General features: G+C 55.1%; 10 protein-coding genes. 4 read left to right on the forward strand and 6 right to left on the reverse strand.

Going from position 1 to position 14,741, the window contains the following annotated elements; translation table 11 throughout:
- Positions 1–28: 28 nt before the first annotated feature.
- From ACYVHX_RS14805 to ACYVHX_RS14825, 5 genes are all read right to left on the reverse strand, one after another.
- On the reverse strand, positions 29–451 hold the full coding sequence (locus ACYVHX_RS14805) for a response regulator (RefSeq protein ID WP_460672430.1): 423 nt from the start codon (positions 449–451) through the stop codon (positions 29–31).
- 19 nt (positions 452–470) lie between these two features.
- Positions 471–1,583 carry a sensor histidine kinase gene (locus ACYVHX_RS14810; RefSeq protein WP_460672431.1) on the reverse strand — a complete coding sequence of 371 codons (1,113 nt, stop codon included), beginning with the start codon at positions 1,581–1,583 and terminating at the stop codon, positions 471–473.
- Between the two features lie 6 nt (positions 1,584–1,589).
- Positions 1,590–2,165, reverse strand: coding sequence for a chemotaxis protein CheB (locus tag ACYVHX_RS14815; protein ID WP_460672432.1), 576 nt, complete (start codon positions 2,163–2,165; stop codon positions 1,590–1,592).
- 151 nt (positions 2,166–2,316) lie between these two features.
- Positions 2,317–3,144 (reverse strand): CheR family methyltransferase, encoded by an 828-nt coding sequence (locus ACYVHX_RS14820; protein WP_460672433.1) that lies wholly within the window; start codon positions 3,142–3,144, stop codon positions 2,317–2,319.
- Positions 3,141–6,617, reverse strand: a complete 3,477-nt coding sequence (locus ACYVHX_RS14825; RefSeq protein ID WP_460672434.1) for a response regulator — start codon at positions 6,615–6,617, stop codon at positions 3,141–3,143. The genes ACYVHX_RS14820 and ACYVHX_RS14825 overlap by 4 nt, the downstream gene beginning before the upstream one ends.
- Positions 6,618–6,935: 318 nt before the next feature.
- Between ACYVHX_RS14825 and ACYVHX_RS14830 the strand changes: the two genes are divergently transcribed.
- Both ACYVHX_RS14830 and ACYVHX_RS14835 read left to right on the forward strand, forming a co-directional pair.
- Positions 6,936–7,685, forward strand: a complete 750-nt coding sequence (locus ACYVHX_RS14830) for a response regulator (RefSeq protein WP_460672435.1) — start codon at positions 6,936–6,938, stop codon at positions 7,683–7,685.
- A 2-nt stretch (positions 7,686–7,687) separates the two neighbouring features.
- Positions 7,688–8,311 (forward strand): hypothetical protein, encoded by a 624-nt coding sequence (locus tag ACYVHX_RS14835; protein WP_460672436.1) that lies wholly within the window; start codon positions 7,688–7,690, stop codon positions 8,309–8,311.
- Between the two features lie 392 nt (positions 8,312–8,703).
- On the opposite strand, the gene ACYVHX_RS14840 is transcribed toward ACYVHX_RS14835, so the two are convergent.
- A complete protein-coding gene (locus ACYVHX_RS14840) occupies positions 8,704–10,644 on the reverse strand; it encodes a pseudouridine synthase (protein WP_460672437.1) in 1,941 nt (646 codons plus the stop codon).
- 192 nt (positions 10,645–10,836) lie between these two features.
- Here ACYVHX_RS14840 and ACYVHX_RS14845 point away from each other — a divergent pair, with 192 nt between their 5' ends.
- A complete protein-coding gene (locus ACYVHX_RS14845) occupies positions 10,837–12,879 on the forward strand; it encodes an acetoacetate--CoA ligase (protein ID WP_460672438.1) in 2,043 nt (680 codons plus the stop codon).
- A gap of 170 nt (positions 12,880–13,049) precedes the next feature.
- Positions 13,050–14,732, forward strand: a complete 1,683-nt coding sequence (locus tag ACYVHX_RS14850) for a S41 family peptidase (RefSeq protein WP_460672439.1) — start codon at positions 13,050–13,052, stop codon at positions 14,730–14,732.
- The last annotated feature ends 9 nt before the right edge of the window (positions 14,733–14,741 follow it).

Raw genomic sequence — 14,741 nt, forward strand, 5'->3', positions numbered from 1 at the left:
AATTGTGTGCATTCCCCAAACCGGCGCTTTAATACTCCGCCAGGTGCGGCAGTTCCACGGTTCTCAGCCAATACCGCAGCGTCGTCTGAAGCTGCTCCTGCCAGTCTTCAAACAAAACCGGCTTGGTGTGAAACGCCCGCGCGCCCAGCCAATACGCCTGGCTGATGTCTTCGGGCCGCGACGAACCCGACCACATGACGACCGGAATCTGCTGAAAACTCTCGTTGACTTTCAGTTGCCGCAGGGTTTTCAGGCCGTCGAGAACCGGCATGTAGAAATCCAGCATGATCAGCGACGGGTATTCGTCCGGGCTGATGCTTTGCAGGTGGTTCAGCAAAGCCGCTCCGTGCAAAAACCGCCGGATTTTCAGATCCGGTTGGATTTCGTGAATGGCCCGATCAATGTAGTTAAAATCCGTCTGATCATCTTCCACGACATAAAATGTAATCATTGGTTCCATCTCGTATTGGCTATTTCATCCATTCAAAATAAAAGGTCGTCCCCTGGCCGACGGTCGATTCGACCCAGACTTTGCCGCCCTGCTCTTCCACCAGCATTTTCAGAATGAACAGGCCCACGCCGGTGCTGGTCTCGGTCTGGGCGGTGTTCGTTGTGGTGTGAAACAATTTGAAAATCGACTCCTGATCATCCTCCGAAATGCCCGGCCCGTTGTCTTTGACGTAAAACTCGATCCAGGGACCGCGGTCCTGGTAACCGACTTCAATCAGGCCTTCTTCCTTATTGCTGTATTTGACGGCATTGCTGATGAGGTTCTGAAAGATCTGGTGCAGCTTGATTTTGCGGGTTTTCAGGCGGGGCAACCGTCCTTTGATCTCGATGGAAATATGCCGGGGCGGGAAAATCAGGAGCGCAATCTGCTCCACCAGTTCCTGCACATCGACCTCCTCGACGGTTTGCTGCGCCACGTTTTTCCGGGAGTATTCCAGCAGCGAATTGATCATATCGGAGAGGTGAAAAGCCGCCGACTTCGAGTGGCCCACGTATTCCTGAATTTCGTTGCGCGGAACCACCTCTTCTTCGTTGCGCATCTCAAGCAGCGAGAGGGCGGCAATCATCCCGACCAGGGGCGATTTGAGGTCGTGGGCCACGATGTACACAAACTTCTCCAGCTGCTTATTGATTTTTTCAAGCTGCTGGGCGGTTTGCTTCAGTTCCTGCTGATAATGGTATAGCTGCTCAAACACGTTGACCTTGGCTTTGGTCACGTTTACGTCCAGCGGTTTTTGCAGGTAATCGACGGCCCCTTCGCCAAACCCCTTCAGAATGTACTGTTCTTCCTTGTTGATGGCCGTGACGAAAATAATCGAAATGTCTTTGGTTTTGGGGTTCGACTTCAGCAGCCGGGCCACTTCAAAACCGTCCATTTCGGGCATTTGAACGTCGAGCATCACCAGCCCGATCCGATCATTTTTCAGCGCATGACGCAGGGCTTCGTTACCGGAGGTGGCTTTTATAAACGTTCGCTGCTCGTTGGCCAGCATTTCTTCCAGCACCAGCAAATTTTCCTCCCGGTCGTCGACCAGCATGATCGTCATATCGGGGGAGTTATCGGTCGTTACCATGAGTAGTCAGAGGTTTTCGTCAAGTGTTTGTAGATAAGATGCTATTTGTTCGGGTGTCAGGACGAGGGCCTGCGCGTTGCGATTGATGGCCGCCTGGGGCATGGCCGGGTATTCCGCCGTGGCGGGGTCCTGCACGATGGCAACCCCGCCCCGCTCGGCAACGGCCCGCAGGCCATCGGCCCCGTCCTGGTTGGCTCCGCTCAGCAACACCGCCACCACCTGCTCCGCATACACGTCGGCCAGGCTTTCGAAGGTCACGTCGATCGACGGGCGGCTGTAATGAACCGGCTCGGAATAATCCAGGCTGATCGTCTGATCGGCCTCAACCAGCAGGTGGTAATTCTGCGGAGCCAGATACACCCGGTTTTTCTGAATCATTTCCTTGTCGTTGGGCTCGCTGATGCGAATGCCTTCTTTTTTGGTAACCAGAATCGTGTCGAGACTACTGGAAACGTTTTTCAGTCGGTGCAAAATAATGAATACGCTAAATCGAAAATGGCCCGGCAAAGCCTGCAACAAGGTCGTCACCACCGGAATGCTTCCGGCAGAACCGCCAATTGCCACCACTTTGTCTCCGGTCATTGGGTTATTCGGTTTACAGGTTACGGTTTTCGGTTTACGGTTTTCGGTTGGCTGACGCGTTTGGTAGCAGCTTGTCAGCCACTATGCTTTATTTCATTTTGGTTCTTTGTTCATTCTTCATAATCTCAGCCACCGAAAACCAAAAACCCTATTACTTTTTACTCCGGTAAATCCGAACGGCCGGACTCACCACATCGAACTGATGCCGGGCTTCCGAAAACAACAGCGATTCCTTCATTCCCAGCGCCAGATAGCTCCGGGGCGACAGGCTGTTGCTGAATAACGTCATGACCCGGTTTTGCAAATCCCGGTTGAAATAGATCAGGACGTTGCGGCAACAAATCAGTTGAAATTCGTTGAAAACCTGATCCGTCGCCAGATTATGGATCGCAAAAACCAGGTTCTTCCGGTATTCCTTGTGAATGATCGCGTTTTCGTAGCGGGCCGTGTAATACGACGAAAAATCATTGGCGCCCCCCGACTGAATGTAATTAGACGTGTAATCCTTCATGTGCTGCAACGGCACGATTCCCTGCCGGGCGCGCTCCAGATTGGCCGGATTCAGGTCGGTGGCGTAGAGCCGCGTCCGGTCGAGCAGGCCCGCTTCGTGCAACAGAATCGCCATCGAAAACACCTCTTCACCCGTCGAACAACCCGCGTGCCAGATTTTGATGGTCGGGTAAGACGCCAGCTTGGGCAATACGGTATTTTTCAATTCCTTGTAAAAAGCCGGATCGCGAAACATTTCCGTCACGTTCACCGTCAGCGACTCAATAAACCAGGCAAAAAACCGGGGATCGTTGGTCAGTTGGTATTTGAGTTCGTAGACCGTCCGGCAACTCGCCTTTTGCATGCAGCGCACCACCCGGCGCTGGAGGGAAGCCCGGGCGTAATCACCAAAATCATAGCCATACTGCCGCCGGATCAGGTGTACCACTTCATCAAGCTCTTCCGGCGAAATATGTAGGTGTCCGGTCATACCTTTACTGATAACCATACGCGCATCAATGAAAACAATTTGCCGCTATCAACGGGTTTGGTGATGTAATCCGAAGCCCCGGCTTCGATGGTTTTCTCACGGTCGCCGGGCATGGCCTTGGCGGTTAGGGCAATCACCGGCAAATGCGTTTTTTTCAAATCGTTGCGAATCCGCCGGGTCGCTTCATACCCGTCCATTTCGGGCATCATAATGTCCATCAGCACAATGTCGGTATCCGGATGCTCCTGCAACAGGTCGAGCGCTTCGCGGCCATCGACGGCAGTAATAACGTTCATTTGCTGTTCTTCCAGCAAGGTGCTGAGGGCAAACACGTTCCGCATGTCGTCGTCGACCAGCAGGACTTTCTTGCCCTGCAAACTCTGATCGTCGATTTTGGCCAGCGGTTTGGGCAATTCCTTCGTTTCCACTTCCTCTACTTTATACAGAAACAATTCCAGCTCGTCCATCAGCCGGTCGATGGCCTGCGACGACTCCCGGATCACCACGTCGGAGAGCTTTCTCAGCTTCCATTCGTCGGCCGGTTTCAAATCCTTATCCATGTAAATAATCACCGGCAGCGATTCCGAGGGCATCGACTCCCGCAGTTCCTTCAACTGCTGCACGCCCAGTTCCAGGTCGCCCCCCATGTCTACAATCAGGCAATCGTACGCATGGTGGCCGAGTTTTTCCAGGGCTTCGGCGTTGGTAGCCGCGTAGTCGCACTCCAGATCGAGCTGCCGTTGCCCGAATACTTCCTGCAATGAATCGTCGTTCAGGTAGTTTCCCGACAGGACCAGCACTTTTTTGATCTGCCCCTGCAAGTGATCGCTGATGCGTCCGAACACTTTTTCCAGATCATTTTTATCGACCGGTTTTCGCATGTAAGCCAGCGCGCTCCCAACACCCGATTTCGGTTCGTCGGCCGCCGACATCACGTGCACCGGGATGCTCTTCAGGCTATCGTCGTTTTTCAGCCAGTTGAGCACGCTCCAGCCATCGACCACCGGCAACTGCATATCCAGAATAATGGCCGACGGTTTATACTTCCGGGCGTAATGAATGCCCTCGTCACCCCGCAGGGCCACCACGGTTTTATACTCTTTGCTGCGGGCGTAATCCTGAACCACAGCCGCAAAAACCGGGTCATCCTCCACAATCAGCATCACTTTATCCCCTTTCTGAAGCACATTCCGGTCGTCTTTCAACGCATTTTGCTCTACAATGTCCTTTTGCAGGTGCGCTACGATGGCCTGATCCGGTTTGGTTTTCGGTTCGCTCTTCGCTTTCGGCACCTCCGGTTTCGCGGCCCCGTTGGCCGGAGGTTCGACCAACGGCAGGTACAAGGCAAAGGTGCTGCCCTGGCCTTCCGCGCTCTGGAGCCGGATTTCTCCGCCCATGCGCTTCACCAGTTCCTTGCTGATCGAGAGCCCCAGGCCGGTGCCGCCGTATTTCCGGCTGGTCGAGCCGTCGGCTTGCTGAAACGCTTCAAAAATAAGCTGTTGTTTTTCAGCCGATATGCCAATGCCCGTATCCGTGACCGCAATGACCAGCAGGCGACTGGCTTTCCGGAGCGGTTCGTTGGTAAAACCGCTCATCGGATCGTGGGTGTCGAATGACAGCGTAACCGTCCCGTGCTGCGGTGTAAACTTAAAGGCGTTGGACAGCAGGTTTTTGATCACCTGTTCGATCCGCTGCTTCGCAATAAACAAAACCGCCGGAACGGATTCGTCGACCCGGGTAACGAGTTGCACACCTTTCTGCTCCGCAACGACGCCAAACAACTGCTCCTGATCGTGAATCATGCCACTGACCGTCGTATTTTCGGCCTGCATGTCGATTTTACCGGCTTCGATTTTAGACAAATCCAGAATGTCGTTGATCAGATTGAGCAAATCCGAACCCGATTTATGAATCACGTTGGCGTACTCAACCTGCTTCGCGGTCAGGTTGCTGGTTTTGTTTTCCGACAGCATTTTGGCCAGAATCAGCACGCTGTTCAGGGGCGTGCGCAATTCGTGCGACATATTCGCCAGAAACTCCGATTTATACCGCCCGGTTTCCTCAAGCTCGCGGGCTTTCAGCGCCAGCGTTTGCCGACCCACTTCCACGGCCTCGTTTTTCTCCTCGAGTTCGGCATTGATCTGGCGCAGCTCCTCCTCCTGCACTTTCAGTTCTTCTTCCGACGCCTGCAGGATTTCGGCCTGCCGCGTCAGTTCTTCGTTCGACTGCCGGAGTTCTTCCTGCTGATTGACCAGAATTTCTTTCTGTTCCTGCACCTGTTCCAGCAGGCGGTTGACGCGCTTGCGGGCATCGGCCGCGTTCAGCGCAATGGCAATGCTGTTGGAAACCGCCGTCAGCAAATCCAGCTGCGTTGCGCTAAGCGCTTGAAAAGCACCCAGTTCGATCACGCCTTTCAGTTCTTTTTTATACCAGAGTGGCGCCAGGATCACCTGACCCGCCACGGCCTTTCCGCTGCCCGACTGAATGCTCCAGTAATCGGCCGGAACGTGTTTGGTCACCAGCAGGTCGGTTCCGGTGGCGGCCTGCCCAACCAACCCTTCCTGCAGCGCATAGGACCGGGGAGCCTGGGTCGGAAAGGCCACCGACGCATTCAGTTCCAGCCGGTGTTTTTCTTCGTCGAAGCAGTAAAAACCGCCCGCCGGTACGTCCAGATACTGGGTAAGGCTTTGCAAAACCGCCTGCGCCAGCGAGTCCATTTCGCTGGTTCCCTGCACGGCATCGTTCACCTGGGCCATGCCGGTCAGCATCCAGTTTTTTTCCGTACTGACCCGGTTGAGCTGTTCCACTTCGTCCAGGTTATGCTGAAGTCCTATTTCCGCTTTCTGCCGCTTTTTCATTTCATAAGCAAACAGAATGGAAATAACCGTGGCCAGGATCAACAGAAAAATTCCGCCGGAGGTAAACACCAGAACGGCGGTCCCGACGGCCTTGTCGCTTTCCCGTTCCCGATTGGCCAGCAGCGATTCTTCAATCTCCACCATGTTGGTCAGTTGCTGGCGGATCTGGTCCATCAGGGCTTTCTCGCCGTCGGTGATCCGGATGATGTCGGCCCGGGTGTACTCGCTGGCATCCGTACCCAGCTCCCGCCAGTATTCCAGCAAATCCCGGATGAGCCGTTCGAGCTGAATGGCCCGCTGGGTCTGTTCGGGATTGTCGAGGATCAGACTGCGAATGGTTTCGGCCGACGGCTGGATTTTCCCGATGGCTTCGTAATACGGTTTTAAAAACCGCCTTTCGTTGGTGGCCCGGAAGCCGCGCCGGCCCGTTTCCATGTCGATCACCAGTTGTTCGGTGCTCGCAATCTGTTTCAGCACCCGGTAGCTGTGTCGGACCCACTGCGCTTCTTCCGACTGGTTCCGAATGGTGCGGTAGGCAATGAAGCCCAGCGTCGCCAGCAGAAAAAGAGCGAATGCAATACCAATATACAACCGATCGGTCGACGATAATTTCATAGATCTAAAACGTAAAAACGGCGGGTACAGGCTGAGAACGTACGCGGAGCAGTATCACTGATTAACCAACAGCTAGTTTAAGGAAAAAATCCGGCTTGCCAACAGCCCGATTCTACGCATGATGAAAACCGGTTTCAAAGACGATTAAATTATACCGGAGGGCAAAAACCATACCGTTATTGTTACTATATTCACAAATTAGCGCATATAATAAAATCCGCTAAAACTAATATCGAATCTCAATTATCGGACGCCATATCCTCAAAAAAAATTTGTACTGTTGTCTTCCAATAGCTCTTTACACTCTTTTTATCAGACATGAACCAACCGATTACCCAACAATCCAGAAAACCCGACCTGGCAGTTCGGGTTCTGATTGTTGAAGATAATCAGATCAACCAGGCCTTTCTGGTAACGCTTTTACGCAAGTATGGCATTCCGAGCGTCGTCGTTGGTAATGGTTTGGAAGCGGTCAATTTTCTAAAAAGAGAAACCGTCGATCTGGTATTAATGGACATTCAGATGCCCATCATGGATGGCCTGACGGCGACGCAGCAGATTCGGCAGCAACTGGGCCTGACCATTCCGGTGGTGGCCGTGACCTCCAATCCGGAGCACGACGCCCGGCCCCGCTGCCGGGAAGCCGGGATGGATGATTTTCTGGCGAAACCGATTCAGAAGAAACAGCTGGAAGCCATCCTGGCGCGGTTTTTAAACCTGAATGAGCCCGGAACTTCGGTCATCGATCAGACCTATTTGCAGGAAATAACCGGGGGCGACAAGGAACTGCTGATTAGCTTAATCGATTTTTTCAAGAATGAACTCGCGGCCAATCGGACGGCCCTGTTCGACGCGCTCGCCCGGCAGGACCGCGATCAGTTCGATCATCTGGCCCATCGCTTCCGTTCCTCGCTCAACTCCCTGGCCATGCTGGACGGAGCCGCCAGTCTGAAAAAGCTGGAAAAGAATCAAACCCTTTCGGAAGACGAAATCCGGGCGCAGCTCACCCTTTTGTTCGACCAGATTACGCTCGGTTTGCAGACGCTGGACGAGGTGGCCAGTCACTGACAATGGATCAGGAAACCTCCGATCTTTGGTGGGGTGCCGGGATCCTGGCGTTGTTTCTGCTGGTTGTTTACGGGGTCGGCAAACTTCTTGCTGCGATCAATCAGGCCCGGTTTAGGCGCATTATGGCCCCGCTGGCGCCGATCGTCAACGGCAAGATCGACGGCGATTTTAACAAAGGCTGGATGGAAGGCCAATACCGGGGCCGTACCTTCTGGATGGTGATGTTTCCCAAGCGCAACGTCTACAGCGGAGAATCCGGTTTTAAATACAATTCCTTTACCATTACGCTGAAAGAAGAACCAGGGCAGCACGACTGGTCGCTCAACTACGGCAACGCCAACCTCCTTGATGCGTTTCGGGGTAAACAGCAGTGGTATGTGGTTACCGAAAACGCGACGCTCCGCCACCGCCTGGAAAATCCCGCCCTGATTGCCGAGTTGGAAGCCACCGTGCAGGGTTGGGGGCAGGGCCGGATTGTGGCCTATACCCGGTCCAACGCGTCGCTGGCCTACGAAGCGGATGTTAGTCCGCGGCTGATTCCTACTGAAGAGCAATTTCGGGCGAAACTGGACCTGCTGCTCCGGCTGGCGGAAATCAACGCCCAAACGAATTCGTCGGTGGCCTGACGGTTTTTCCGGATCGACTTTTCACCACCGCATGCTCTCCAGCATCACCCGTTCCTCCGAAAACCGGGTATTGTTTAATCCGCTGAAAATCAACTCAACCACCCGAACACCCTTTCAAAAGCGGGCTGAGCCACCGCTGACTATGAGGCCGTTGAACGTAAGAATGCGGTCCTGCAAATTCCCTTGCCAGCGGGCGTGTGCTGGCGTTACCGCCCGTTGCAGTCACCAGAGCGGGGGCCGGGCCAGCTACGAAACCAGGTCGTTCAACCCCGTTGAACAGTACGTCAATTGGGGAAAATAAACTGAGGGTGCAGCGAAATAGATCGGTAGCGATTGGCTCTAAAATAAAAACCGGGCAGCATTGAATGCTGCCCGGTTTTTCTCAGAATCGACTACAACAGAAACTTCAGCCGAATCACTTCTTTTTCGTCCAGATACCGCCACGAACCGCGCGGCAGTTCTTTTTTGGTCAAACCGGCGTAGGTGGTGCGGTCCAGCTTCGTCACTTCGTAGCCAAAATGCTCGAAAATCCGGCGGACAATGCGGTTTCGGCCGCTGTGAATTTCGATGCCAATCACCTGCGCGTCGGGCGTGACAATGCCCAGATCATCGGGTTTGATCAGTCCGTCTTCCAGTTCCACCCCCGCGCGAATGGCTTCGAAATGCTCGTTCGTCAGCGGTTTATCAATTTCCACCTGGTATACCTTCTTGATTTCGTTCGACGGATGCGTCAGCTTTTCCACCAGTTCGCCGTCGTTCGTCAGCAGCAGCAGCCCCGTGGTGTTGCGGTCCAGCCGACCCACCGGATATATCCGGTACGGCGTTGCACCCGCCACCAGGTCCATCACCGTGTTGCGGTCGTTCGGATCGTCGGTGGTCGTGATGTAATCTTTGGGTTTGTTCAGTAACACATACGTCATTTTCTCCGGATTCAGCACCCGGTTTCCGTATTTCACCACATCGGTCGGTTTCACCTGATACCCCATCTCGGTAATCACCTTGCCGTTCACGCTCACGTCGCCCTGGGCGATCAAAGCATCGGCGTCCCGGCGCGAACAGATCCCGGCGTTGGCAATGTACCGGTTCAGGCGAATCGTGCCGTCCTCCTTTTCGCGGGAGGGCTTTTCATTCCGATCGCTGCGCCCGGCCGAACCCGGCCTTTTCCCTTTGGTATCGCGCGGGGCGCGGCCTTTGAACGCTTTTTCCCGCATTTTGTCAACGTCGTACTCCGGTGCCCGCGAACGGCCTACCTGACGTTCCCGGCTGTCTTCAATTTTCTTTCTATAGGCGTCGTCGCCCTCGTCCCGGCGCGGACGCTCAAAACGCGATTCGCGGTCATCGCGACGGAATCCGCGGTCATCGTCCCGGTTAGAACGCGGCCGCTCGGAACGATCCCGATCGAAATCCCGGCGGGGTCCTCCGCCTTCGAAACGACCACCGCGTGGGGTATCGTTTTGGGAGCGGTTGTCGCCAAACCGGCGTCCGGTATCCGACGGACGCTCCCGACGGGGTTCATCATCCCGGTTCCGGTCCGACCGTTCGCCGTAGCCGCGCTCGTTGCCAAACCGGCTTTCCCGGCGTTCGGGCCGTTCAGAACGGGCGTCCGAATTTTGCGACCGATCGCCGTACGAACGCTCGCTTCCGAACCGTCCGGTGCGTTGTTCGGCCTCACCGGAACGATCGAAACGCGGTTTTTCATCGCGCGGGTCCGGGCGGCCATAACGGCTCCGGTTTTCGTTCCGGTCGGAACGTTCATCTTCCCGGCGGAATCCCCGGTTTTCGTCGCGCGGCCGATCAAAATCCCGGCGGGGTCCTCCGCCTTCGAAGCGATTGCCGCGCGGAGGACCATTGCGGGAACGGTTTTCATCGAACCGGCGTCCGGTATCCGACGAACGCTCACCGCGATTTGGACGCTCATCGTCCCGACGGAATCCCCGGTTTTCGTCGCGCGGCCGATCAAACTCCCGGCGTGGCCGATCAGTCTCGAACCGGCTCGGGCGGTTTTCATCCCGATTGCCCTCCCGGCGGAACCCCCGGTTTTCGTCGCGCGGGCGGTCGAAATCCCGGCGGGGTCCTCCGCCTTCAAAGCGGCCACCGCGTGGGGTATCGTTTTGGGAGCGGTTGTCGCCAAACCGGCGTCCGGCATCCGACGGACGTTCCGCGCGCGGCTTGTCAAAACTGCGTTCCCGACGCTCTTCTCCGCGGGGATTGCTGTCCCGGCGGTCGGCGTCTTTATCAAATTTGCTGTAGAATTTAGTGCCTGTTTCCGGCCGACCCGGCCCACCGGCCCGGCCCTCCCGGCGTCCTCCCGATTCTTCTCTCCGTTTGCTCATAAAAGTTGCAGTATCCCTACTGTAGTTAGATTAACTAAATTGATTATCAGCCAGTTTCAAAACGTACTCTGAAATGGGCTGCAAAGTTAGCGTATTTTAGCGTAACTTCTGGCTTTGTTCAGAAACGGAACAGTATTTACCCCGAAACGATTCCGAACCACTACGAATTACGATCCTGACCTCTGATAGAACATGGCTGCTGCAACCCCGTCCCCGCATTCGGATTCCAAAAAACCGCTCTGGAAACCGGATCGACGGTTCACCGATCAATCCCAGATGAAGCGGTATCTGGACTGGTTGTTCGTCAAAAAAGGCCTGTATTTCCGCGATTACCACGACCTCTGGGACTGGTCAACGACCGACCTGGAAGATTTCTGGCAGAGTATCTGGCAGTTTTTCAACGTACAAAGCCACCGCGATTACCAGGACGTGATCGAAAAACCGGCCACGGGCCTGATTGGGACCCGCTGGTTTACGGGCGCCACCCTCAACTACGCCGAACATATTTTCCGGAACAAAACCAACGAGCGCCCGGCCCTGCTGTTTCAGTCGGAACAGCGCGCGCTGGCGTCGGTGAGCTGGTCGGATCTGGAGCACCAGGTCGCGGCCATTGCCCACTTCCTGCGCGAAAACGACGTCCGGCCCGGCGACCGCGTGGTGTCGGTTTTGCCCAATATTCCGGAAGCCGTCGCGGCTTTTCTGGCCGTCAACAGCGTGGGAGCCGTCTGGTCGAGCTGCTCGCCGGATTTTGGCACCACCAGCATCATTGACCGGTTCCGGCCAATTGCCCCCAAGGTGTTGTTTGCCGTTGATGGCTATGTCTACAACGGAAAAAACGTTGACAAAACCGGCCTCTTAACGGATTTGCAGTCGGCGCTGCCCAGTTTGAAAAACGTGGTTTGGGTGGCCAACCTCGATCCGGCTTTCGAGCCGCTGCCCGCGCCCCGGAGCAAAGCCATCCTGTGGAACACGGTTTTACAGGCCGACACGGCCGGTCCGCTGACCTTTGAACCGGTGCCGTTTGAACACCCGATCTGGATTTTGTTCTCGTCGGGCACGACGGGCAAACCCAAGGCCATCACGCACAGCGTCGGCGGCTGTCTGCTCGAACACCTGAAAGCGCTGGTGCTGCATCAGGACGTTCAGCCCGGCGACCGGTATTTCTGGTATTCGACCACGGGCTGGATGATGTGGAATTATTCGGTGGCCTCGTTGCTGGCGGGGGCTACGCTGGTGCTGTACGATGGCTCGGCGGGGCATCCGAACCTGGAGGTCCTCTGGAATCTGGCCGAAAACGCCAGAATCAACCATTTTGGGACCGGGGCGGCTTATTTGCTGGCCTGCATGCGGGCGAATCTGTCGCTGGCCGGGCAGTTGAAGCTTTCCCATTTGCGCACCATCGGCTCAACGGGCTCGCCCCTGCCGCCCGAAGGATTCCGCTGGGTGTATGAGTCGGTCAAAAAAGACGTCTGGCTGGTGTCGCTCAGTGGCGGCACCGACGTTTGCAGCGGTTTTGTGGGCGGCTGTCCGCTGCTGCCGGTGTACGAAGGCGAAATTCAGTGCCGGATGCTGGGCTGTAAACTGGAATCGTTTGACGAACAGGGCCAACCGGTGCGGAATGAACTGGGCGAAATGGTGATTCTGGAACCCATGCCGTCGATGCCGCTTTATTTCTGGAACGACGACGATAACCGGAGATACCGGGCGAGTTACTTTGAGAACTACGACGGAATCTGGCGACACGGCGACTGGATTCAAATTACGGATCGCAAAACCGTAATCATTTACGGCCGGTCCGACGCGACGCTCAACCGCGACGGCGTACGGATCGGCACGAGCGAAATTTACAGCGCCGTGGAGGGGGTTCCCGGCATCGCCGATAGTCTGGTGGTTTGTCTGGAACTCCACGGCGGGCGGTATTTCATGCCCCTGTTTGTGGTCCTGAAAAATCAAACCGGCCAATCGGCGACCGAAGTGGATGAGGACACGGCCAACCAGATCCGGCAGGCGCTCCGAACGCACTACAGTCCCCGGCACGTTCCGGACGCGATCTATCAGGTGTCGGAAATCCCGTATACGATCAGCGGCAAAAAAGTGGAAGCCCCGATCAAAAAGATTCTGATGGGCCTCTCGCCCGAGCGCGTCACCAGCCGGGATACGCTCCGCAACCCGTCGGCTCTGGACCCGTTTATTCACCTGGCCGATACCTTAAAATCGGATTTACTGGTCAAGTAGGCCCGCCGGAATAAATTGTTTATATTACCTTCCCTTTTGATAAACATTTTGGTGCCATTTTGACGTTATGCAGACGGCACGTACCCACGGACTAACGTCCGTGCAAATCGGGAGAAAGAATTGTTGCATGAATCAAAAATACGGACTAACGTCCGTCGGTACGTTTACTTATGAGAGAACCTGAACGCGAAAAAATCCAGAACGACAAGGCCACCGTCCGACTGCCGATGTTACTGGGCATTACACTGGCAGCCGGCGTGTTGATCGGCGCTACGTTTTTTGGGGGCGGCAAAAGCCTCAACAACATCGGACGCGGTTATTCGAAATTTAAGGAAGTCCTGCAACTCATTGAAAATAACTACGTTGACTCGGTCAATACGGAGGAGCTGGTGGACTATTCGATCACAAAAATGCTGGAAAAGCTCGATCCGCATACCACGTATATGAATCCGCAGGACGCCGTGGCGGCCCGGACGCAGCTGGAAGGCGGTTTTGACGGCATCGGCGTCGAATTCAATATCTACAAGGACACGGTATACGTCGTTACGCCGATGGCCGGTGGTCCTTCCGAAACCGTCGGAATTTTGAGCGGTGATAAAATCATCAAGGTTGACAACACAGAAATGACCGGCAGCAAGCTTGACAACGGACTCGTTTTCAAAGTGTTGCGGGGCAAAAAAGGAACGCCGGTCAAACTGACGATTCTGCGGAAAGGCGAGAAAAAACCGCTCCAGTTTACGGTGCAGCGGGACCGGATTCCGACCTACTCGGTGGATGCCGCTTACATGGTCGATGACAAAACCGGGTACATCAAAGTAAACCGCTTCTCGGAAACCACGTACGATGAGTTCAAAAAAGCCCTGAGTTCGCTGAAACAAAAAGGCATGAGCCAGATGGTGCTCGACCTGCGCAACAATCCCGGTGGTTACATGGACCGTGCCACGAGCCTGGCCGATGAGTTTCTTTCCGGTGATAAACTGCTGGTGTATACCGACGGCAAAGACGATCGCTACGACCGCCAGACCAAAGCCCGGATTGCCGGCCAGTTTGAAGACGGCCCGATGATCGTTTTGATGGACGAGGGCAGTGCGTCGGCGTCAGAAATTGTGGCGGGAGCTTTGCAGGATCACGACCGGGCGCTGATTGTCGGACGGCGGTCGTTTGGCAAAGGACTGGTGCAAATGCCGGTGATGCTGTCGGACGGCTCGGAACTGCGGCTGACGATTTCGCGGTATTACACACCCAGTGGCCGGAGCATCCAGAAACCGTATACGGCGGGCCACGGCGAAGACTACGAAAAAGAACTGGAAGCCCGTTCGAAGAGTGGCGAATATTACATTGCCGACAGCATAAAGAACAACGAAAAATACAAATTCAAAACCACGGGTGGCCGGACGGTTTTTGGGGCTGGCGGGATTACGCCCGATGTTTTTGTGCCCCGCGATACGCTGTTCATGACCAAATACCTGATTCAGTTGTATAACAAGAACATTGTGCGCGAACAGGCGATGGAATACGCCAATGATCACCGCAAACAACTGGAAAAAGACGGTTTTGCCAGCTATAAAAAGAATTTCGTGATCACGGATGCGCTGCTGAAACGCCTGACGGACGATGCCACGGCGCAGGGCATCAAGTTCAACGAAGCCGAGTTCAAACGTTCGAAAAAATACATCCAGACGCAATTGAAAGCTTACATTGCCCAATACGCCTGGCGAAACGGCCACCGCGACGGCCTGAACAACGAATTCTTCGAGATGCTGTCGGAAAGCGACGAAACCTACAAGAAAGCCCTCACGCTTTTTGCCCGGGCCCGAAGCCTGGAGCGGGGCAACTATACTTCTCAAAAATAAAAGAAGGCG

The organism is Larkinella ripae (genome assembly GCF_054780775.1).